The sequence below is a fragment of the Pseudomonas sp. NFPP12 genome (genome assembly GCF_900103205.1).
Lineage (GTDB): Bacteria > Pseudomonadota > Gammaproteobacteria > Pseudomonadales > Pseudomonadaceae > Aquipseudomonas > Aquipseudomonas protegens.
The window spans coordinates 1-20,739 of sequence record NZ_FMWW01000008.1; the positions used below are offsets into that span (position 1 = coordinate 1).

Below are 20,739 nucleotides of genomic sequence, written 5' to 3' on the forward strand. Positions count from 1 at the left end.
GTTTGCAACTGGCTCTTGCCGCTTTTGGACAGGCCGAGGAAACCGGACTTGGTCTTCTTGCTGTAGGAGCCGTGCTCCTCGACACCGGAGAGGATCGCCACATCACCGGTGGCACCGACCATCAGGTCTGCACCGGCCTTGAGGTGGCTGCCGATCAGCGTGACATCGCGGCCACCGTTGATGCTCATGCCGCCATCGGCTTTCTTGCTGGTGTTGAGGGTCAGGTCTTTCCCGGCCTCGACCACAGAGGCGATGTTGGTGCTGTGGTAGCTCTCCTGTTGCTTACTGCTGCTACGCCCGAAGGAGCCTTTGCTCTTCTTCGAGTAGAAAGAGGCGCTCTCGTCCTTGGCGGACAGCAGGCTAAGGTCGCGAGTGGCATCCAACGCGACGTTTTGCTCGCCCTTCACCTGGCTGGCCACCAAGATCAGGTCCTGACCCGCCTTGATCGACAGATCGCCGCCAGCGGTCACCGAAGACGCCTGCTGACGTACCTGATCGTTACTGCTGGTGACCTTCTTGCTCTTCGACGCGCGGTGGCTCTCATTGGCCGCAGCTTCGATGGATACGTCACGCGCCGCTGCCAATGCCAGGTTGCCCTGGGCAGCGACCTTGCTGGCCACCATCTGCAGATCCTGGCCGGCCGTGGCGGAAAGATTGCCACCGACCTGCACTTCACTGCCGTACTGGGTGGTCTGGCTCTGGCTCCAGTTGGTCTTCTTGTGGCGTCCGCTGCTGCTGTTCACTTGCTCGGTGGCCACCAGCGCCAGATCACGCCCCGCCTTGAGACTCGCATCGCCCCCGGCCTGGAGCACGCTGCCGCTGTTACGGATATCCCGTCCGGCGTCGATATTCAGGCTGTTGTCCGCCTCGACCCGAGCCGCGTTGTTGAGGTAGTCGTTGTGCTGGGCCCCGCCGCCATAACGGGTGTCCTGGCTGACTTTCGAGCGTTCGTTGATGACGTCGCCCTGGGTCGCTACCAGGCTGACGTCCTGGCCTTTGAGAATCCCGCCCTGGGCGTTGCGGATGCTTTGGGTGGCCAGCAGCGACAGGCGTTCGTTGGCGTCCATCAGGCCGCTGTTGTCGATGTTCTGGGCGCTGGCTTGCAGTTGTGCACTGGCGCGCAGGGTGCCCTGGTTGGCCAGGGTGCCGCCGGAGATCAGGTTCACGTCGCGCCCCTGAATCAGTGCGCCGTTGGGCGCCAGGCGGTTGTTGGCCTGGGCCATGTACAGCACCGGTACCAGGACCTTCTCGCCGTTGACCTCCTGTTCCTGCATCCAGACGATGTCGTGGGTCAGGGCCGCGACCTGGGCTGAGGTCAGGGCTATACCGGGTGACAGGTCAAGGGCGGTCTTGCTGGCGATCGCGTTGTCCATCAGGTAGCGGAACATCGCTTCGTCGCTGTCCAGCCCAGCAATAAAACGCTGGCCGGTGCGGGCAATCATCGCTTCGCGGATCAGCCGTTGCTCATAGAGCCCGTCGCCCAGGCGGCGCTGGGCCTGGTCGCTGTTGAAACCGATGCGGTTGAGCAAGTAGTCGGAACTGATGAACTGCTTGAGGTTGGCGAACGCCGGGTTGGTTTCGATCAGGTATTTGTGTTGCAGGTTGCTGCTGACTCTGAACAGGCCGCTGTCACCTTGCGGCAAGCTGAAACTGGGCAAGGCCAGAGGGTTGACCGCTTGTTGCTGCAGGTCCGGAGCGGCTTGCAGGTTCAACTGCGGCAGAGCCTGGGTGCTGCTATCCACAGCTGTCATGCCGACCCGGCTGGCACTGGCGGCCACGGCTTCACCCGGACGAATCACGCTGTTTTCCAGCAGTTGGGTGCCGGTGATGTCCACCTTGCCGGCGCCCTGGATGACTGCCGCGGCGACTTCGCCACTGCCGGTGGTCTCGACCTTGCTGAAGCCGCTCAGGCTACCGAGCGCAATCGCTCCCAGCGGCATCGCCGTAGGGTTGTAACTGGCAGAGTTGGGGTCGTTGTAGGCGTTGTAGCGCCCGATGTTGTTGACGAAGGTGTAGTAGGCACCTTCGTCCTTGGTGTAGACCGAGTAAGCGTAATTGCGAATCTCGCCGCCGCCGGCACCGATGTTCTTCAGGCTGTTGCTTTGCAAGCTGATATCGCCGGCGGCAGAAACGGTACTGAACTGGTTCTCGAAGCTGTCGCCCTTGAAGGTCAGCTCGGCGCCGGAAATCAGGTTGCCGCGCTGGGAGTCCTCGGTGATTTTCGTGCCGTAGACCTCGGTCACCGAGTAATAGGCTTCGCAGTGCTTACCCTTGCAGTTATCGGTAAAACCGAGGTTGATGCGCCCGGAGGTCAGGGCCGGAATAAAGGCGAACTTCTCCTTGCGGTTGACCAGGCGATTGGCCAGCAACTGCATGCCATGGGCGCTTTCAATGGTGCCGGAAATGTTTTCGATCAGGCTGGCCGGTTGTTGTCCCGGGGCATTCACGTCCAGGCGCCCAAGGCTGTAGATGTCACCCTTGTCGTTGGTCAGGCTGCTGGTTTCCAGCTGCATGTCGGCGCCGCTGAAGATCAGCCCGCCCTGGTTGACCAGGGTCGGGGTTTCAATATGCAAGGCATTGCCCGCCCCCAGGGTGCCCTGGTTGGTCAGGCTGTCGACCTTGAGTTGCAGGTCTCCGGCAGCCGTGAGCGTGCCGAGGTTCTGCAGGTGACTGCCCAAGGTGAAATCGGCCACACCGCCACTGCGCACCTCGGCCTCCTGGCCAAGGTCGGCACGGGCGGCAGCGAAAGTCATGCGCCCCTGGCTCTTGAGCAGGCCGTTGCCCTGGTAAGAACCACTGAGAATCAGCTTCAGGTCGCCGTCGGTTTCCAGGCCGCCGTCGTTGATCCAGTGGTTACCACTGGCTTCGACGCCCTCCACTGAAATCAGCTTGCCAGTGCGGGTCTGGGTGAAGGTCCCGACCTTCAAGCCGATCTTTTGTGCCTGGATCTGACTGGTATTGCTCCAGTCCGCCAGGTCCAGATCCAGCCGGCTGTTGGTGATGAAACTGCCGCCGGCATTGCCGGTGTCCGCCAGGGACAACGCGAAGCCTTGTTGCCCCAGGTGGCGCACCAACCCTTGCTGGTTGCTCAGGCCCCCGCTGCTCAGCAGCAAGCGCTGATTGCCGATCTCCACCAGGCCCTGGTCGTTATCGAAACGGCCACCGATGCTGAAGCGGCTCTCGCCCTGCTCGCCCAAAGCCCGCAAACGGCCCTTGGCATTGCTCACCGAACCGGCTTCCACCGCGAGGCTTTCCCGGGACTCGATCAGCCCTGCGTCGTTGTCCAGCTTGCCGGAAAGTGCCAGCCCGATGGTTTCGGCGCTGAGGCTGCCCTTCTGGTTCTGCAGACTGTCGACGGAGAGTTGCAGGTGCTTCTGGCTGGCGATCTCGCCCTCGTTGTTGCGGACCTCGCCGCCCTTGAGTTGCAAATCGCCTGCGGTGGACAGTACATGCCCCTGAGCATTGATCAGACGGGAGCTGCTGCTGATCTCGACTGCCGCCCCGCGGGCCTGACCCCGAGTGTTGTCGAAGGTCGCGCTCTTGACTTCGAGCTTGCCAGTCTGGGCGTTCAGTCGTCCTTGCTGGTTGCGCAGTTCATCGGCTTCCAGGCTCAGTTTGCCGGCACCCGTGAGGATCTTGCCGCCGCCATTGTCGAGGACCTGCTTGACCCTGGCCTTGAGCTCGCCCTGGTTGGCTTGCAGGGTGCCCTGGCGGTTATCCAGGCTGCCGGCATTCAAGGTCAAGTCTGCGCTTTTGCTGAGAATCAGGCCCTGATCGCGGTTGTCCAGGCTGTCGACCGCCACCTTGAGTGACTGCTCGGCGGCCAGGGTCCCGCCACGATTATCCAGACTGTCACCCTCAACCTTCAGGGCTTGCTGGCCAATCAACTGACCGCCACGGTTATCGACACGACCGGCCTTGAGGTGCAGATCCCCCGCTGCCACCAGTTCCGCGCCCTGGTTATCCAGGCGCTCAAGATCAGTCGTGAGACTGCCCCGGGCGTTGATACTGCCCGTGTTGATCAGACTGCCACCCTGAAGCTGCAGATGGCTGGTGGGGTTGATGGTCTCGATACCCTCTTGCCGCTGAAGCCCCGCATTGAGCTGACCGCGACTGACCACCTGCTGGCCTTCGAGGTGCAGGTTGCCGCCCGCGGTCAGGTTTTTGTCCACTGTCAGTTTTTCAGCGGCAACCACTTTGGCGTTCCGGTCCGCATACACCGACTCGGTCAGTTGCACCGCTTGCGCCTTGAGTTGCACGTCGCCCTGGGCTTGAGCACGAGCCAGGGTCAGCTTGCCGTTGGCATCGATTTGCAGGTCACCACCGCTGGTAGCCATATCACCTGCCAGCTTCACCCCTACACCGGCTTCAGTGCCCACCAGCTTGATCGCCCCGGCGTACATGCCGCCCAGGGCCGAAGAGTCGATCGCCAGTTGCGGCGCATCCGCCGGGTTGGCGGTGCGGGCGGTGGCGTTCAAGGTCTTGGCGTCGACGTCATTGGCCCCGGCGATCACCGCCAGATGCTTGGCCTGGATCTCGGCGTTGATTTTCGCGCTGCGGGTGATGATTTCGAACTGGTCGATATTGCTCGCGTTGAGGCCCGCACCCTCGATGGCGACGCTGCCCTGGTCCACCTGGTAACGCTGGACCTGGCCGTTCTCGATCACCGGCTTGCCGGTGGTCAGGGTGGCCTTGGGGGTGTTGATGAAGCCGCAGCCGTTGCAGCTCACGCCATAGGGGTTGGCGACAATGACATGGGCCGACTGCCCGGCCACTTCGGTGTAGCCCTTGAGCTGGCTGGGGCTGCCGCCGTTGACCTCGTTGAGGATCACATTGGCCGCGCGGCCACCCAGGTTGGGGTTGCCGATAATGTAGCCACCCAACTGGGTGCTCTGCAGCTTTTGCGTGGCGTTGTTGAGGATCACCCCCTGCTGGCCAACGTTGTAATCGCTGAACTTGTTATGGGACAGCCCGCCGCCATTGGGCGTGGCAATGTTGACGATGGGCACGCCATTAGCCGCTTGCCCGAGGCTGGTGCCGCTGCCGTTGACCACGATGCCGTCGGCCATCACCACCAGCGGCTGCCAGAACATCACGTTGGCCAGGATGAACGCCAGTCCGCGTTTCGGCAGGCCCAAAAAGGACTCACGGGATTGCAGGGCAGCCGAAGGCTGGCGGGCCAGAAAGGCAAACTGACGAACGTCCATGTCGAATATCTCAGGCAAAAAGCGGAATTAGAGGAACAGGTCCTGGTCGCCGGGGTTGAAGGTCGGTGCGGGCAAGGGAGCGGCAATCGCCATGTGCACGGGGCCGGCCAGCAACAGGCAAGACAAGGCACAGCACAACCTCATCCCGAGGGCGGAGATAGGCATATTCGGTCCTTCGAAAGGGCAGCAAGGGTCAAGACAAGGCGAGCGATGCTAATGTGCCACTACCTTGGCGTCAAACAAGCGCCGAGCACCCCGACAAACTGCGTATACCCCCCGGAATACGGGCCTTGCAGTGGGCGCCGATACTAGATTGATCCCGGTAACCACCACATCGGATTGATCTGAATTTTCGAAAGAGGTTTCTTGGTAGCGGACTGTTGATCCGCCAGAGGCGTTTCTTAGAGCCATCGGCTACCCGCGCAGATTTCCACCGAAGCCATTTCCAGGCGTACCGCCCAACACCTGTTCATGAGGCATGAACAGGCACATTCTGCAGCGCCGAAAAAGCAAAAAAAGCCAACACTCGTTGGCTTTTTCAAGCAGGCAGACAGCCCCTAACTCACCGAGGACAAGACAAAGGACGTCACGGTGTTTTCCACCCCGGGCAAGGCGGCGATGTCATTCCACACCCGATGCACCCGTTCCGCCGTGGCGGCGCTGACCCGCACCAGCACATCGAACTCGCCGCTGAGCACTTCGCACTGGACGATCTCCGGCATGGCACGCAAGGCCTGCAGCACTTCGGCACCGCGCATGCGGTCGTAGCGGTAGACGAAAATCAGCGCATTGATCCGGGTGTCCGCGCCCCGCCCCTCTCCCACGCGAATGGTGTAGCCCTGGATCGCCCCGTCCCGCTCCAGGCGCTCGATACGCTGGCGCACGGCGTTGCGCGACAGGTTGACCTTGGCCGCCAGCTCGGCGTGGGCGGCCCGGGCATTGAGGGTCAGTTCGGCCAGGATGCGCTCGTCCAGAGGATCAAGAATCCGCTTCATAGGCTCACCTTGCACCGGCCCATCACCAGGACTCCAGGCAGTGCAGCAGCGCGCCAAAGTCATCCGCGGCCAGCGTCTGCCACTGCAGCGTCGAAGGCTGTGCCACCGGCTCTTGCGGCAACCCGGGGATGCCCAGCGAGCTCAGCAGGCGCGCCGACTTGGCCGGTGCAATCTCCCCCAGGGTGACCATCGGTGCCACCAGGCTGCGGCGGTACAGGCGCGCCGCCAGGACGCCGGTGGCGGCATGGGGGTCAATGACGTAGCCGGTGTCCCGATACAGGCTGACGATCTCCTTGCCGGTCTCTTCATCACTGACCGAATAGGAGTCGATGATCATCCGCGCCTGGAGCCAGGCCTCGTTGTCCAGGGTCATCTCGCCGCTGTCCTCGAAGCCCTGCATCAGCACCGCCACCGCCTGCGGGTCCTGGCCATACAGCTCCCAGACCAGGCGCTCCAGGTTGGCGAACAGCGACAGGTCCATGGCCGGCGACAGGCTCTGGCTGGCCTGCCCCCGGGAATAGTGGTTCTTCAGGAACAGTTGATGCAGGGCGTCATTGCGGTTGGTGGCCACGATCATCTGGGTGATGGGCAGGCCCATTTTCTGCACGATGTAGCCGGCATAGACCTCGGCGAAACTGGCCGCCGGTACGCTGAAACCGATGGGCCGCTGGCCCCCGCCCAGTTGCAGCACGGCGTGGAAATACAGCACCAGCTGGGCCATGACCCCGACCCAGTTGCTGGAGTTGAAGCCGATCACCTCATGCTCGGCCAACGGCCACTGACGCAGCAAGCGGCCGACCAGGGTCTGGCAGTCATCGAAGCTGCCCTCCACGGCGAAGCGCCACAGGCCCGGCTGGTGCGCCGCCTGCAACTGTCGCCCTTGCTGCTCGGGCACGCCGTGCTGCGGATAGAACACCAGCAGTCGCGTCTGCGGGCAGTCCTTGAAGGCCTCGATGGCCGCCAGCCCGGTGTCGCCATTGGTGGCCCCCACCAGCACCCCACGCCGCTGCCGGCGCTGGAGAAAGTAGCCCACCAGTTGGGCCTGCAGGCGTGCGGCAAAGTCCTTGGCCGAACCGCTGGGGCCATGAAACAGCTCCAGCAGCCATTCATTGCGATCGATCTGGCGCAGCGGCGCCACCGCACGATGGCCAAAACCGCTGTAGGCCTGGCGAAGCAGCCCCTTGAAGTCGGCCTCGGGCAGGCTGTCGCCGACAAAGGGCCTGAGCACGCGAAAGGCCAGTTCGGGGTAATCCAGGGTCGACCAGTTGGCGATTTCCTGGGGGCTGAAACTCGGCAACTGCTGCGGCACATAAAGCCCGCCGTCGGCCGCCACGCCTGACAGGACTACGGTTGCAAAATCCACCTGCTCGGTGGCACTGCGGGTACTCACATAACGCATGCTTGGCTCCGGCCAGTCATTTGTAGCGATGGGCCTGCTCCACCAGCCAGGTGGAAAATTCCAGCGCATCGGGGTGTGGATCGGCCCCGGCGCCACGCACCAGGTAAAAGGATTCGCTGGCCTCGATGCGCTGACTGAAAGGCTCCAGCAAGCGCCCGTCGGCGAGCATCTGGTCGACCATGGAGGAACGGGCCAGGGCCACGCCCAGGCCCAGTTCGGCCATGCGCAAGGTGGAAATCAGGGTGTCGAACTGCATCCCCCGGGACGAATCCACTTGCTCGGCGCCGGCCCGCTGCAGCCAGTAGCCCCAGCCCTCTTCGTAGCCCAGCACATGCAGCAGCGGGTGCCGGGCCAGGTCCGCCGGCACCTCTAGCGGCGCCTTGTCCAGCAAGGCCGGGGCGCACACCGGGAACAGCGTGTCCCAAGTCAGGCGCTGGGCCACCAGCCCCGGCCAGTGGCCGTGGCCCCAACGAATTTCCAGGTCGTCTTCGCCGTCCAGCTCCTTGACCCAGATATTGCTGATGTAGCGGATATCCACCAGCGGGTGCCTGTGCTGAAAATCCGCCAGCTTGGGCGCCAGCCAGTGGACGAAAAACGCCAGGCTGCCGCGCACCTTGATCGGCCGGCGCTTGTGCTGGCCGAAAATTTCGTTGGTGCCCACCGCCAACCGGGTGATCGCGTCCTGCACCACCGGCAGGTAGGAGCGGCCCTCCTCGGTCAGGTCCAGGCCGCGGGGCAGGCGCTTGAACAGCGCCACCCCGAGGTGGCTTTCCAGCTGGCGGATCTGTTGGCTGACCGCGCCCTGGGTGAGGAACAGTTCCTCGGCGGCGTGGGTGAAGTTAAGGCAACGGGCGGACACCTCGAAGGCGCGCAGCCAGTTCAGCGGGGGCAAGCTTTTCTGCTTCATGGCCTGGCTCTCATGGACACCCTGGGCGCCGGGCGCACCCGTCAACCCTGCAGGGCATCGGAGGGCCGAGCCAGGGCTGCCAGGGACAGGCGCCGCTGGCGGCTACTGCGGGTAATGTAATACACCAGGTAGCACCAGGCGATGAAGGGCAGGCCGAAGTACAGGGCCACGCGCTGCTCGGGGTCGAAACCGATGCCGACACAGGCCAGGGCGCAGCACAACAGCGCCCCCAACGGCACCCAGGGGTAGCCACGAACACGGAATTTCAAGTCGCGCACGTCACCGCCGTTGGCCACGAAGTGCCGGCGAAAGGCGATCTGGCTGGCGGCGATGCTCATCCACACCACCACCACCGCCAGCCCGGAAATCGACACCAGGGCCAGGTAGATGGTGTCCGGGGCGAACACGCTGCTGAGCAGCGAGGCGGCGCCACCGGCCATGCTCACGATGATCGCGTTGAGCGGCGTGCCCATGCGGGTCAGGGCCGAGAACTGCTTGGGCAGGTGGCCCTGGTCGCTCAGGGTCCAGAGCATCCGCGAGGCGGCGTACAGCCCGGAGTTGGCGGCGGACAGCAACGCGCTGATGATCACGAAGTTCATGATGTCGGCCGAGTACGGAATGCCGATGTAGGTGAACACCGTGACGAACGGACTTTCCACCAAACCGGCCTGCTCCCGGGGCAACAGGGTGGCGAGGACGAAGATGGTGCCGACAAAGAAGATCGCCAGGCGCAGCACGGTGGTGCGGATCGCCCGTGGCACGTTGCGTTGCGGGTCGCGGGTTTCACCGGCGGCAATGCCGATCAGCTCAGTGCCGGAGAAAGCGAAGGCCACCGCCAGCAGGGTCATGGCAATCGGCATGAAGCCAGTGGGGAACAGCCCCTCGCGGGTGAAGTTGCTCAAGCCGATGCTGTGGGCCTGATCGATGTTCAACAGGCCCAGGATCGCCCCGCCGCCCACCGCCAGGAACACCAGCACGGTGATCACCTTGACCAGCGACAGCCAGAACTCGGTCTCGGCGAACAGCCGCACCGAGACCACGTTGGACAGAAACACCACCATGGCGAACAGCGCGCTCCAGATCCACACCGGGGTGTCGGGGAACCAGCGGGCCATGAGGATGCCGGCGGCGGTGAATTCCGAGCCGATGGCCACGGTCCAGGTCAGCCAGTACAGCCAGGCCACGGTGTAGCCGGTGCCTGGGCCGAGAAAGCGCGTGGCGTAGGTGCTGAAGGAGCCGGTCTCGGGCATCTGCACCGCCAGCTCGCCGAGGCACATCATCACCAGGTACACCATCAGCGCGCCGATGATGTAGGCGATCACCGCGCCCAGCGGGCCGGCCTGGTTCACCGTGTAGCCGGACGTGAGGAACAGCCCGGTGCCTATCACCCCGCCCAGGGCGAGCATGACAATGTGCCGGGTCTGCATTTCTTGCTTGAAGCCGCCGCGCAAGTCGGTCTGTTGTTCTTGTAGGGACATGATGGTTCTCATGAAAGTTGTCAGGGCAAGTCTCAATTTCTGCGACTGTGGAAATGGGCAGAAAACAAATCGGATGCCACCAGGTTTTTATTGTTATTCCTCTTCATGAAGCCCCCACTGGCTGCCTTGCTGTGGGGGTGTTGCGCGCTCTTTTCAGTGGGCGACCTCGGCCCGCGGGTCCTGGGATGGGATGGCGCCAGGCGCCGCATTCTGCTTGAGGGATTGGCGCAGCCAGGCGAAGGCCTGCTGCAGGTCGGCCAGCAGGTCATCGGTGTCTTCGATGCCCACCGAAATCCGCACCAGGCCTTCGGAAATGCCCAGGGCCTGGCGCTCTTCCAGGGTGTTCTCCACATGGCTGGTAGTGCGCGCCGGGCCGTAGATGGTTTCCACCGCCCCCAGGTTGCCGGCGCAGTGGGCATAGCGCAGGCGCGGCAACAGCAGCTTGACGCTGTCCATGCCGCCCACTAGGACAAAACTGACGATGGCGCCGAAACCGCGCATCTGCGCACAGGCCACGGCGTGATTCGGGTGGCTGGGCAACCCTGGGTAGTTCACCGCTTCCACCAGCGGCTCATTCAGCAGGAACTGCGCCAGTTGCGCGGCACTGTGCTGTTGCTGACGCATGCGCAGGGCCAGGGTCTTGATCCCGCGAATGATCAGGTAGGCCGAGAACGGATCGAGGCTGGCACCGTTGATTTCCCGATAGTGACGCACCTGGCTCATCAGCGCTTCGCTGCCGCAGGCCACGCCACCAAGCACATCGCCGTGACCGCTGAGGAACTTGGTAGCGCTGTGGATCACCACATCCACGCCCAGCGCCAGGGGGTTCTGATTCAGCGGCGTAGCGAAGGTGTTGTCCGCCACCACCAGGGCGCCGACCTGTTTCGCCGCGGCGACCAGACGCTGGATATCGACGATCTTCAGGGTCGGGTTGGTCGGCGTCTCCAGGTACAGCAGGTCGCAGCCCTTGGCGATCTCGGCCTCGATCTGCTGCTGGTCGAAGGTTTCGCAGAGGGTCACGGCCACGCCCATGCGCGGCAGGAATTCCTCGAAGATCTTGTTGGTACCACCGTAGCTGTCCTTGGTCGACACCACCCGCTGGCCGTGGCGCAGGAAGCTGTAGAGCACGCCGCTGATGGCTGCCATGCCGCTGCTGAAGGCCACCGCCGATTCGGCGTTTTCCAGATCCTGCAGCTTGGCTTCCAGGGTTTGCACCGTGGGGTTGCTCATGCGGCTGTAGATAAAGCCAGGGGCCTTGCCCAGGGCCACGTCGTACCACTGGTCGATGTCGTCGTAGCCATAGGCGGCGCTGGCGACAATCGGGGGTTGCGTGGCGTTGTAGGGATGACGGACTTGCTCTCCGCCCCAGACCACCCGGGTAGCGGTTCCGGGGTTTTCCAGCCCTGTGCGTTCAGGTTTTTTATTCATTGCAACGGCTCACCATAAAGGGTGCGCGGCCTGTTGCCGCGCTGGATCTGGTGGCCAATATAGAGAAAAGCCCAAGCCCCGAGAAACGATGTTATCGGGGCCAAAGGGGCGGTTTTTTTAATGGCTGCACAGCCCTGCAAACGGCCTGCGCACGAGGCTTTTGTGACACCTCTTGCATTGCGGCACCGGGGCTTGCGAAGCTGCTGCGCGCCAGCCCGCAAACCCCGAAAGGAACCGCAATGAACCGCACCGAGCACCTGTGCCTGATGGCTCGCTACAACCAGTGGATGAACAGCAAGCTGTACAGCGCCGCCATGGGCCTGTCCGATGCGCAACTGGCTCTGGACCGGCAGGCCTTTTTCGGCTCGATCCTCGGCACCCTCAATCATTTGCTGGCCGGCGACACCATCTGGCTCAAGCGCTTTGCCCAGCACCCGGCGCGGTTTGCGGCCCTGGCGCCGCTGCAGCAGGTGGCCCTGCCACAGGACCTCAAGACCCTGCTGTTCCCAAACCTGGGCGGGCTCTGGCAGCAGCGTCAGTGGCTGGACCAGTTGATCCTCGATTTCAGCCAGACCCTGAGCGACGCCGACCTGGACAGCAGCCTGCATTACGCCAACACCCGGGGCGTGGTCGCCGAGCGCGATTTCTATAGCCTGCTGGTGCATTTCTTCAACCACCAGACCCACCACCGCGGCCAGGCCAGCACCCTGCTGACCCAGGCCGGGGTGGATATCGGCGATACCGACCTGCTTATGCTGATACCCAGCGATATCTGATCAGGCTCGAGCCCAACGGGCGCACAACAGGGGCAGGCCGCGCTCGTGCCAGAAGCCCATGGAAATCCCGCCGCTGGACATGCCGCCATGGGCAAAGGCCTCGACGAAGAAGTGCCCTGCCGAGCTCCAGGCCCTGCCGGTCAGTTGCTCGAAGGCCTGGACGATCAGGGCTTCCAACTGCTGCGCCGTGGCCGGCCAGGGCGTGTGGGCCAGATGCGTGGCCATGGCTCGCCACAAATAGGGGTCACCCCGCAGCCCCCAGGACAGCGGTTCCTCGGCGAACAGCCGTGCGACGCTGCGCTCTTCCTCCATCGAACCCTCCCGGCACTGCGCCCAGTATTTATTCAGCGCCCAATCTAGCGTCTGCAGCGGGCTTCTGCGACCATGCGCGCGGAAAAACCCGCTTGCTAAGGAATGGCGCCATCAAAGCCCTCAATGCTCTGTTCGTTGTGTCCCTGCTGTCCCTGGTGGGCTGCGGCACCCTGATCGCCCGCACCCCCAATTCCCATACCAGCTACGACTACTACAAAGGCACCCAGGCCAATATCGAACTGCTGACCATGCGCGGAGCCAGCGGCTACGACGGCTACGTCACGCTGTTCTGCTGGATGAGCATTGTCTGCCCGGTGGTGGCCATCGTCAGCCTGCCGGTGGACGCCGTGGCCGACACCGCGCTGCTGCCCTATGACGCGATGAATCACTGATTCGCGCCCCCTGCCAATGGCCTGAATGGAAGAGCGATCATCCGAATCATCAATTACCTGTTGCTGCTCAACACCCTGCTGCTGTCCGGCTGCGGCACCTACATGACTCGCGGCAATGCCCTGGACTTTCGCGACGACCGCTACTACCGCAGCGTCAAGACCAACGCCCAAGTGCTCACCGGCTATGACATGGGCTACGCACGCATGATCACCGGCGGCTGCTGGGTGATGGTGGTGTGCCCGATCCTGATGATCGCCAGCCTGCCCCTGGATGCGGCGCTCGACACCGTGCTGCTGCCCTACGACGCGCTCCAGCCGGAGCGGCCCAAGCGCAACATGCACGTGGATATGAAGGAGATTCCCGAGCAAGACCTGCAGGCATTGCCCATCAGTGCCGAGGTGCAAGACCCGACGGCCCACACCCCGCCCATCACCCCGCAGGCTGATTGACCCCCTTCAGGCGGGCATGCACCCGGGCTACGCCTGATCCGGCGTGCACAGCTGGGGCACCCGCTGCGCCAGGCGGCAACGTCGCCCCAGGCGATCCACCTGGGGGCGGCCGAACAGGTAGCCCTGCCCCCACTCGCCACCACAGGCCATGGCCAGGCCCTGGTCGGTGGCAGTCTCCACCCCTTCGATGATCACGCAGGGCGCCAGGGTCTTGCACAGTTGCACCAGGTGGCTGAGGGTCTGGGCGCTGTTGAGTTCGCTGCGGGCGCGCTGGATGTAGCCCTTGTCGATCTTGACGATGTCCGGCCGGGTCTGGCGGATGAACTCCAGGGTGCCCAGGCCCGCGCCGAAATCGTCGATGGCCACCCGGCAGCCCAGTTCGCGCAGGCACAGGACAAACTCGCTGGCCGCCTCGATGCTCGGTGGCGTGGCGCTTTCGGTAATCTCGATGACCAGCCGCGCGGCCACGCCGGGAAAGTCTCGCAACTGCTGGACAATGGGGTACCAGAATGAATCGATGATCGCGCTCTGGGCCGAGATATTGCACCCCAGGCGCAGGCGTTCGTCCCGTTGCAGGCTGTCGATCACACAGAGCACCACGCTGCGGTCCAGCTCGCGCATCACCTGGTGTTTTTCCAGTAGCGCCAGGGGGTAGACATCCCCGCCCTGAGCATCGACATGGCGCAGTAACCCTTCGTGGTAGAGCACCCGGCTGCTGTCGGGCAGCCACACCACCGGCTGGAATGCCAGCATCAAATGGCCCTCGGCCAATTCACGATAAAAGTCTTTGATGCTTTGCATGACAGATCCATAGGCAAGCCAACGACGCACCCTCGAACGTGGCACGACGAGCCCGCCGCCGCACTCGCCCAAGGGTCCCTGCCCAACCATGATCGACCCTGCCCGGGCCACCCGGAAGTGTTCCCGGATACCTTTCGCTTGTCCTCGGAAACCTGGGCCGGTGCTTATTCGTCTGTGGCCTTTTGTTTATTGCAATCATGCAAAAGGCCTCATCGATATCATTTAGCCACTAGTCCAGGAAGACCTATGCACAGAATGACCAGCGCCAGCTTTCGGGTGCTTGCCGATGTCATGAGAGAAGGCGGCGCGAATGTCGACGCCCTGCTCAGAACCTTCGGCAGCAGCATCCAGGACGTTGAGGAAAATCCCAAGGGCGTGAGGCTGGAACTGGTCTATCAAGTAATGCGCGAAGCCACCCGCCGCACTGGCAACCCGGACCTCGGGCTGCTGGCCTACAGCAAGGCCCACCCGGCCAACCTGGAGGCCCTGGGCTATGCGGTGATGTCTTGCGCGACCCTGGGGGCAGCGCTGCAGCGCCTGGTGGACTACCAGGCGCTGACCAGCAACGGCTTCTGCATGTGCCTGGAACGCAAGCCCGACGCGTTACAACTGATCGGCTTCGACGTCACCGCCGAGCCTTCGCTGATCCCCCGGGCGGTGATCGACGCCGGCGCCGCCCAGACCCTGGGCCTGCTGCACTGGCTGCTGCCCCAGCACAAGCCGCGGCCGCTGGTGGCGGCCTTCACCTACCCCGAGCCTGAGGACACGCGCATGCTGCGCCGGCTGATGGGCGACAACCTGCAGTTCTGCGCGCCCCACAACAGCCTGACCTTCAGCAGCCAGGACTGCGCCATCGCCCTGCCCACCGCCGACCCGGCGCTGGATGTGCTGCACATGGAATACGCCCGCAACCGCCTCAATGTGCTGCTCAGCGGCTCGATGACTGCGCGGGTGCGCCGCGCCCTGTCCGAATCCCTGGCCCAGGGCGCGCCCAGCGACCTGCCGCATATCGCCCAGGCAGTGGGGGTCAGCACCCGCAGCCTGCAACGCAGCCTGGGCCATGAAGACGTGCACTTTTCGGCGCTGCAGGACGAGGCGCGGCTGATGCTGGCCCACAGTTTTCTGCGCAACTCCATGCGCAGCGTCAAGTACATCGGCGCCCTGTTGGGCTTTCGCGACCAGAGCAGCTTTCACAAGGCCTGCCTGCGCTGGTTCGGCATGACCCCGGGGCGCTACCGCGAGCAGTGACAGCAACGCCGAGCAAAGGCTCGGCGCAAGGTGACAGGAGCCTGGATCAGTGGCTGGCTTGCAACTGCGGCTGCACTTGCGGCATGGCCGAAGAGTGGTGATTGAGGATTTTCCACTGCCCGCCCAGGCGTTCGTAGAGGAAGGTGTAGCGGGCCTGGACCTGCTGTTTCTTGCCGTCGGCGGCAGTCAGGGTGAAGGTGTAGACGCCGCTGTCCATGGCCGCATCCGGGCCCAGGTGACGAATCTCCCGGTAGTTGATCTGGCCCACCGGCCGCGAGGCCATGAAGTGCTCGAAGTAGTCCTGGATCTGCGCGTGGGTGCTACGCACCTGGTTGGAGACCGTGGGTTGCAGCACTGCATTGGCCGCATAGAGGCTGACCACGGCTTGCGGGTTGCCGGTCTGCAGGGCGCTGTTCCAGCGGTCGAAGAGGCCGGCGATTTCCCGGTCCTGCAGGTTCTGCGGCTGCTCGGCCACGGTGCGGTACACGTAAGGGGTGGCTTCCAGGGCCTGAGCCAGTGGCGCGCTCAGCACGAAGAACAGGGCCAGGGCGGTGCTTTTCAGTTTCATTCACGGACTCCAGTGGGTTTCAATGAGCCCCACTGTGCCCCGGGCCGTCGCCCCTGCCATCGGCCAACTGGAGCCTGCGGCCTATGCCATTCGGCAGATAGGCGCGATACCGGGCACGGGGGTCTAATACCCTGCCCCGAACCACTGCACCGCCCCCACCCTGGAGTTTCCCGATGCCCAGCCCGCCCCTCGATCCCGCCAGCGCCCTGGCCCTGCGCAGCCAGTACCGGCAGTCGCAAAGCCGCGCCGCGCGCCTGCGGCTGCTGGTGGACACCGGCCAGGAGCTGCTGCAACTGCCCCCCGGACAGATGCGCCAGCGGGTGGTGCAGCGGGCCTGCGCCTTTGTCGCCATGGACCAGGGGCTGTTGCTGGAATGGAGCCGCGACGGCGTGGCCCACGCCAGCGCCGAACAGGGCCATGGCGAATGCCTGCAAGCCCTGCGCGCCGTGGCCGGGCAGGCCCAATGGCTGGAGCGCCCGCTTGCGCAAACCGGGGTGCTGCGCGTACTGCTGCACCGCGCCGACGGCCAGCCCTTCGGCGCCCTGCTGCTGGCCAACAGTGTGCCCATCAGCGCGCCGGACAGCGAAGACCTGGAATCCCTGCAACTGCTGGCCACGCTGTTGGCCACGCACCTGGAAAACCAGCGCCTGCTGCAGGACCTGCAAGCCCGGGAGCGCAGCATGTCGGAGCTGGTGCAGCGCCTGTTCAGCGCCCAGGAGGATGAGCGCAAGCGCGTCGCCTACGACCTGCACGACGGCCTGGCGCAAACCCTGGCCGGGCTGCACCAGCGCCTGCAGGGTTTCGCCGGGCGCTGCCCGCCGCTGCCGGAGCCCCTGCACGATGAACTGCAGACCATCCTGCAGCTGGCCCAGGGCTGCGTCGGCGAAGGCCGGCAACTGATCGGCGGCCTGCGCCCCCATGTGCTGGACGACTTCGGCCTGTTGCGGGCCATCGACCGCGAGGCCGACCGCCTGCGCGACGCCGGGCTGGCGGTGCACTGGCAGCAGCGCTACCCGGAGCGCCTGCCGGCGGCCCTGGAAATCGCCCTGTTCCGCATCGCCCAGGAAGCCATCAACAACATCCTCAAGCATGCCCGGGCCCACAGCGTCAGCCTGAACCTGGCCCTGGAAGCAGGCCAGGCGGTGCTCGGCATCAGCGACGACGGCGCAGGTTTCCAGCCGGCATCCGGCCAGGGCATCGAACAGTTGGGCCAGGTGGCCATGCAGGAACGCGCCCATTTGCTGGGCGGGCGTTTCACCTGCCACAGCCGGCCCGGCAGCGGCACGCGGATTCTCGCCCGCGTCCCCGTCCCCTCCCTGGAGCACGCGGTATGACAGCGGTGATACGCCTGGTCCTGGCGGACGATCATGAAGTCACCCGCACCGGCTTCATCGCCCTGCTGGCGGGCAACCCGGAGTTCGAGGTGGTGGGGCAAGCCAGGGATGGCGAGCAAGCCCTGGCCCTGTGCGAGCAACTGCGCCCGGACCTGGCCATCCTCGATATCCGCATGCCCCTGCTCAACGGCCTGGGGGCCGCGCGCCTGCTGCAACAGCGCCAGCCCGAGGTCAAGGTGGTGATCTTCACCATGGACGACAGCCCCGATCACCTGGAAGCCGCCATGGCCGCCGGCGCCGTGGGCTACCTGCTCAAGGACGCCAGCCGCGAAGAGGTGCTCGACGCCCTGCAGCGCGTGGCCCGGGGCGAAGAGGCGCTCAACAGTGCGGTCAGCGCCCGCCTGCTGCGGCGCATGAGCGAGCGCGGCAACGGCCAGGCGCCCCAGGCTCAGGCCCTGACTGCCCGCGAGCGCCAGGTGCTGGGGCTGGTGGCCGGTGGCTTCAGCAACCGCGAGATCGGTGAAAAGCTGGGCATCACCACCGGCACCGCCAAGGCCCACGTGGAACGGGTGATCGGCAAGCTCGGCGCCGCCGACCGTACCCAGGCCGCGGTGCGCGGCATGGCCCTGGGGCTGGTGGCGCAACCTGCCGGGCAGTGGCCGTGAACCTGCTCAGCGCCCGGCGCTGGGCCGACCTGCCGCTGCGGGGCAAGGCGCTGGTGGTGATCTCCCTGCCGCTGGTGATCCTGCTGCTGTCGCTGGTGCTGATCTACAGCACCGAGCGCCAGACCGCCCGCGCCGAGGAGGACGTGCGCCGGGTGCTGCTGGTGCAGGGCGATATCCAGGCGGTGCACACCCTCCTGGCCGAGGCCGCCGCCAGCGTGCGTGGCTACCTGCTGACCCGGCGCGAGGACTTTTTGCCCGCCTACCTCCAGGCCCGGCCGCAGATCGAGGCCGCGCTGCAACGCCTGGACCAGAATGTCCAGGACCCGCGCATGCGCGACTACCTGCAGACCATCACCCCGCTGATCCGCACCAAGCTCGACGGCCTGGTGGCCCTGCGCAACGGCAGCCGCGACGACGCCGCCACGGTGACCGCGATCCTGATCGACAACAAGCAGGTACTGGACGTGCTGCGCGAGCAGATCAGCGCCATGCGCGTGCGCGAGGATGCGCTGCTGGCCGAACGTAGCGCAGCCGCCGCGGCAACCCGCATGCGCCTGCTGTTCGCCACCTTGCTGGCCGCCGGCTGCGGGCTGTTCGGCGCCATCGTCGCGGTGCTGTTGCTGTCCCGGGGCATCGTCACCCGGGTGCAGCAGGTACAGGGCAATGCCCAGCGCCTGGCCCTGGGCCAGCCGCTGCGCCCGCAAGCGCCGGAACAGGATGAAATCGGCCAGCTGGGCACGCGCCTGGTGGAGGCCGGGCAACTGCTGGCCGAGCGCGAACGGGCCCTGCGCGACAACGAGGAACGCCTGCGGCTGATCATCGACGGGGTCAAGGACTACGGGATCTTCGCCCTGGACACCGCAGGCCGGGTTACCACCTGGAACGTCGGCGCGGAACGGATCAAGGGCTACAGCGAGCAGGAAATCATCGGCCGGCATTTTTCCCTGTTCTACCTGCCCGAAGAGTGCCCCCAGCACCCGGACATGGCCCTGCGCGAGGCCACCGCCCACGGCCACTACATGGAAGAGGCCTGGCGCTGTCGCAAGGACGGCAGCCGCTTCTGGGCCAGCGTGGTGATCACCGCGCAGTACGACGCCAGCGGCGCCCTGCGCGGTTTTTCCAAGATCACCCGGGACATAACCGATCGCCGTGCCGCGGAAATCGCCCTGGGCACCGCCCGCGAGGAAGCGGAAAGCGCCAGCCGCGCCAAGAGCGAATTCCTCTCGCGCATGAGCCACGAACTGCGCACGCCGCTGAACGCCATCCTCGGCTTCGCCCAACTGCTGGACATGGATTCCAATGCCGGCCAGCGGCCCCAGGTCGGGCATATCCTGCGGGCCGGGCAGCACCTGCTGGGGCTGATCAACGAGGTGCTGGACATTGCCCGTATCGAGGCCGGGCGCCTGCCGCTGAACGTCGAGCCCATGGCCCTGGCGGCGGTGCTGCACGAAGCCCTGACCCTGGTGTCACCCATGGCCGCGGACGCCGGCATCACCCTGGCGCCGCTACCGGAACTGGCGGCGGACAGCGGCGTGATCGCCGACCGCCAGCGCCTGATCCAGGTGCTGCTCAACCTGCTGTCCAACGCCATCAAGTACAACCGCGCGGGTGGCCGGGTCAGCATCGACGTGGCGATCGAGGCATCGCGCCTGCGCCTGAGCGTGCTCGACACCGGCGCCGGCATCACCGCCGAGCGCCTGGAGCGCCTGTTCAAGCCCTTCGAACGCCTGGACGCCGACCCCAGGGTCGAAGGTACCGGCCTGGGGCTGGCCCTGAGCAGGAGCCTGCTGGAAATGATGGACGGCAGCCTGGGCGTACAGAGCAACCCGGGCAGCGGCAGTTGCTTCACCCTGGAGCTGCCCTTCGTGCGCCTGGCCGCTGCAGCCGCCGTGGCGCCCTGCAACGCCCCGGCGCTGAACGTGCCGGCGCCACAGCCCGCAAGCCGCTACCAGGGCAAGGTGCTGTGCATCGAAGACAACCTGCAAAGCCTGGCGCTGATCGAAACCCTGCTGCAACGGCGCCCGGGCATCCAGCTGCTGTCGAGCATGCAAGGCCAGATGGGCCTGGACCTGGCCCGCCAGCACGCGCCGCAGATGATCCTGCTGGACGTCAGCCTGCCGGACCTGCCCGGCCTGGAGGTGCTGCAACGCCTGCGGGCCTCCAGCGCCACGGCCGACATCCCGATCCTGATGATCACCGCCGACGCCAGCGAACCGACCCGGCGCGCCCTGCTCGACGCCGGGGCCACGGCGATCCTGACCAAGCCCATCCACATCCCGGTGTTCTTCGCCCACCTCGATGCCTGTCTTCCGGAGCTCCCATGACTGCCGATCTGCGCATCCTCATCATCGATGACCAGCGCCCCAACCTCGACCTGATGGAACAGCTGCTGGCCCGCGAAGGGCTGCACAACGTCCTCAGCAGCACCCAGCCGCTGCGCAGCCTGGAGCTGTTCAACAGCTTCGAGCCGGACCTGGTGATCCTCGACCTGCACATGCCCGAGTTCGATGGCTTTGCGGTACTGGAACAGCTCAACCGACGGATCCCGGCCAACGACTACCTGCCGATCCTGGTACTCACCGCCGACGCCACCCGCGACACTCGCCTGCGGGCGCTGGCCCTGGGCGCCCGGGACTTCATCAGCAAACCCCTGGATGCCCTGGAAACCCTGCTGCGGATCTGGAACCTGCTGGAGACCCGGGCCCTGTACAAGACCCTGCGCACCCTGGTGCCGCCGGAGCGCATCGAACTGCTGCGCCCACCAAGAACCTGACCTGCC

General features: G+C 65.1%; 18 protein-coding genes. 8 read left to right on the forward strand and 10 right to left on the reverse strand.

Annotated features, from left to right (window positions below):
* The 7 genes from BLS75_RS29300 to BLS75_RS29325 all read right to left on the reverse strand — a co-directional run.
* Nucleotides 1–5,207: two-partner secretion domain-containing protein (locus BLS75_RS29300; protein WP_143031446.1), on the reverse strand; the 5,207-nt coding region annotated here is incomplete at its 3' end.
* 27 nt (nucleotides 5,208–5,234) lie between these two features.
* Nucleotides 5,235–5,372 carry a hypothetical protein gene (locus BLS75_RS32450; protein ID WP_019094135.1) on the reverse strand — a complete coding sequence of 46 codons (138 nt, stop codon included), beginning with the start codon at nucleotides 5,370–5,372 and terminating at the stop codon, nucleotides 5,235–5,237.
* 392 nt (nucleotides 5,373–5,764) lie between these two features.
* Nucleotides 5,765–6,202 (reverse strand): Lrp/AsnC family transcriptional regulator, encoded by a 438-nt coding sequence (locus tag BLS75_RS29305; RefSeq protein WP_019095870.1) that lies wholly within the window; start codon nucleotides 6,200–6,202, stop codon nucleotides 5,765–5,767.
* Nucleotides 6,203–6,224: 22 nt separating this feature from the next.
* Entirely contained in the window at nucleotides 6,225–7,601 is a 1,377-nt protein-coding gene (gene thrC, locus BLS75_RS29310; RefSeq protein WP_072452823.1) for a threonine synthase, read from the reverse strand.
* A 16-nt stretch (nucleotides 7,602–7,617) separates the two neighbouring features.
* The gene (locus tag BLS75_RS29315) at nucleotides 7,618–8,508 is read right to left on the reverse strand and encodes a LysR substrate-binding domain-containing protein (protein ID WP_072452821.1); all 891 of its coding nucleotides are present in this window, start codon (nucleotides 8,506–8,508) and stop codon (nucleotides 7,618–7,620) included.
* Nucleotides 8,509–8,549: 41 nt separating this feature from the next.
* Nucleotides 8,550–9,986 carry an amino acid permease gene (locus BLS75_RS29320; RefSeq protein ID WP_072452819.1) on the reverse strand — a complete coding sequence of 479 codons (1,437 nt, stop codon included), beginning with the start codon at nucleotides 9,984–9,986 and terminating at the stop codon, nucleotides 8,550–8,552.
* Nucleotides 9,987–10,139: 153 nt separating this feature from the next.
* Complete coding sequence (locus BLS75_RS29325; protein WP_072452817.1) at nucleotides 10,140–11,414, reverse strand: cystathionine gamma-synthase family protein; 1,275 nt, start codon at nucleotides 11,412–11,414, stop codon at nucleotides 10,140–10,142.
* A gap of 239 nt (nucleotides 11,415–11,653) precedes the next feature.
* Between BLS75_RS29325 and BLS75_RS29330 the strand changes: the two genes are divergently transcribed.
* Nucleotides 11,654–12,190, forward strand: a complete 537-nt coding sequence (locus tag BLS75_RS29330) for a DinB family protein (RefSeq protein ID WP_072452815.1) — start codon at nucleotides 11,654–11,656, stop codon at nucleotides 12,188–12,190.
* On the opposite strand, the gene BLS75_RS29335 is transcribed toward BLS75_RS29330, so the two are convergent.
* On the reverse strand, nucleotides 12,191–12,502 hold the full coding sequence (locus BLS75_RS29335; RefSeq protein ID WP_072452813.1) for a hypothetical protein: 312 nt from the start codon (nucleotides 12,500–12,502) through the stop codon (nucleotides 12,191–12,193).
* A gap of 92 nt (nucleotides 12,503–12,594) precedes the next feature.
* Between BLS75_RS29335 and BLS75_RS29340 the strand changes: the two genes are divergently transcribed.
* On the forward strand, nucleotides 12,595–12,894 hold the full coding sequence (locus tag BLS75_RS29340) for a YceK/YidQ family lipoprotein (RefSeq protein ID WP_011062106.1): 300 nt from the start codon (nucleotides 12,595–12,597) through the stop codon (nucleotides 12,892–12,894).
* Between the two features lie 60 nt (nucleotides 12,895–12,954).
* Nucleotides 12,955–13,344: a YceK/YidQ family lipoprotein gene (locus BLS75_RS29345; protein WP_011062107.1), complete on the forward strand. Its 390-nt coding sequence runs from the start codon at nucleotides 12,955–12,957 to the stop codon at nucleotides 13,342–13,344.
* Nucleotides 13,345–13,371: 27 nt separating this feature from the next.
* Here BLS75_RS29345 and BLS75_RS29350 read toward each other — a convergent pair whose 3' ends face one another.
* The gene (locus BLS75_RS29350) at nucleotides 13,372–14,145 is read right to left on the reverse strand and encodes an EAL domain-containing protein (protein WP_072452811.1); all 774 of its coding nucleotides are present in this window, start codon (nucleotides 14,143–14,145) and stop codon (nucleotides 13,372–13,374) included.
* A gap of 246 nt (nucleotides 14,146–14,391) precedes the next feature.
* Between BLS75_RS29350 and BLS75_RS29355 the strand changes: the two genes are divergently transcribed.
* Nucleotides 14,392–15,393, forward strand: a complete 1,002-nt coding sequence (locus BLS75_RS29355; protein ID WP_072452809.1) for an AraC family transcriptional regulator — start codon at nucleotides 14,392–14,394, stop codon at nucleotides 15,391–15,393.
* Nucleotides 15,394–15,439: 46 nt separating this feature from the next.
* Here BLS75_RS29355 and BLS75_RS29360 read toward each other — a convergent pair whose 3' ends face one another.
* Nucleotides 15,440–15,961 (reverse strand): SgcJ/EcaC family oxidoreductase, encoded by a 522-nt coding sequence (locus tag BLS75_RS29360; RefSeq protein ID WP_053152622.1) that lies wholly within the window; start codon nucleotides 15,959–15,961, stop codon nucleotides 15,440–15,442.
* Nucleotides 15,962–16,134: 173 nt separating this feature from the next.
* On the opposite strand from BLS75_RS29360, the gene BLS75_RS29365 reads away from it, so the two are divergent.
* From BLS75_RS29365 to BLS75_RS29380, 4 genes are read left to right on the forward strand one after another with little or no spacing between them, the layout of a single operon-like run.
* On the forward strand, nucleotides 16,135–17,295 hold the full coding sequence (locus tag BLS75_RS29365; protein ID WP_065363281.1) for a sensor histidine kinase: 1,161 nt from the start codon (nucleotides 16,135–16,137) through the stop codon (nucleotides 17,293–17,295).
* A complete protein-coding gene (locus tag BLS75_RS29370; protein ID WP_011062112.1) occupies nucleotides 17,292–17,960 on the forward strand; it encodes a response regulator in 669 nt (222 codons plus the stop codon). Before BLS75_RS29365 ends, BLS75_RS29370 begins: the two co-directional genes overlap by 4 nt.
* Complete coding sequence (locus tag BLS75_RS29375) at nucleotides 17,957–20,284, forward strand: ATP-binding protein (protein WP_176876780.1); 2,328 nt, start codon at nucleotides 17,957–17,959, stop codon at nucleotides 20,282–20,284. The genes BLS75_RS29370 and BLS75_RS29375 overlap by 4 nt, the downstream gene beginning before the upstream one ends.
* Nucleotides 20,281–20,733 carry a response regulator gene (locus BLS75_RS29380; protein WP_015636233.1) on the forward strand — a complete coding sequence of 151 codons (453 nt, stop codon included), beginning with the start codon at nucleotides 20,281–20,283 and terminating at the stop codon, nucleotides 20,731–20,733. Before BLS75_RS29375 ends, BLS75_RS29380 begins: the two co-directional genes overlap by 4 nt.
* The last annotated feature ends 6 nt before the right edge of the window (nucleotides 20,734–20,739 follow it).

Bases quoted from the DNA above. Each gene is read 5' to 3' on its own strand.
- BLS75_RS29315 (WP_072452821.1), bottom strand. From the start codon at position 8,508: ATGAAGCAGAAAAGCTTGCCCCCGCTGAACTGGCTGCGCGCCTTCGAG.
- BLS75_RS29365 (WP_065363281.1), top strand. From the start codon at position 16,135: ATGCCCAGCCCGCCCCTCGATCCCGCCAGCGCCCTGGCCCTGCGCAGC.
- BLS75_RS32450 (WP_019094135.1), bottom strand. From the start codon at position 5,372: ATGCCTATCTCCGCCCTCGGGATGAGGTTGTGCTGTGCCTTGTCTTGC.
- BLS75_RS29330 (WP_072452815.1), top strand. From the start codon at position 11,654: ATGAACCGCACCGAGCACCTGTGCCTGATGGCTCGCTACAACCAGTGG.
- BLS75_RS29350 (WP_072452811.1), bottom strand. From the start codon at position 14,145: ATGCAAAGCATCAAAGACTTTTATCGTGAATTGGCCGAGGGCCATTTG.
- BLS75_RS29380 (WP_015636233.1), top strand. From the start codon at position 20,281: ATGACTGCCGATCTGCGCATCCTCATCATCGATGACCAGCGCCCCAAC.
- BLS75_RS29355 (WP_072452809.1), top strand. From the start codon at position 14,392: ATGCACAGAATGACCAGCGCCAGCTTTCGGGTGCTTGCCGATGTCATG.
- BLS75_RS29370 (WP_011062112.1), top strand. From the start codon at position 17,292: ATGACAGCGGTGATACGCCTGGTCCTGGCGGACGATCATGAAGTCACC.
- BLS75_RS29360 (WP_053152622.1), bottom strand. From the start codon at position 15,961: ATGAAACTGAAAAGCACCGCCCTGGCCCTGTTCTTCGTGCTGAGCGCG.
- thrC (WP_072452823.1), bottom strand. From the start codon at position 7,601: ATGCGTTATGTGAGTACCCGCAGTGCCACCGAGCAGGTGGATTTTGCA.
- BLS75_RS29325 (WP_072452817.1), bottom strand. From the start codon at position 11,414: ATGAATAAAAAACCTGAACGCACAGGGCTGGAAAACCCCGGAACCGCT.
- BLS75_RS29335 (WP_072452813.1), bottom strand. From the start codon at position 12,502: ATGGAGGAAGAGCGCAGCGTCGCACGGCTGTTCGCCGAGGAACCGCTG.
- BLS75_RS29305 (WP_019095870.1), bottom strand. From the start codon at position 6,202: ATGAAGCGGATTCTTGATCCTCTGGACGAGCGCATCCTGGCCGAACTG.
- BLS75_RS29320 (WP_072452819.1), bottom strand. From the start codon at position 9,986: ATGTCCCTACAAGAACAACAGACCGACTTGCGCGGCGGCTTCAAGCAA.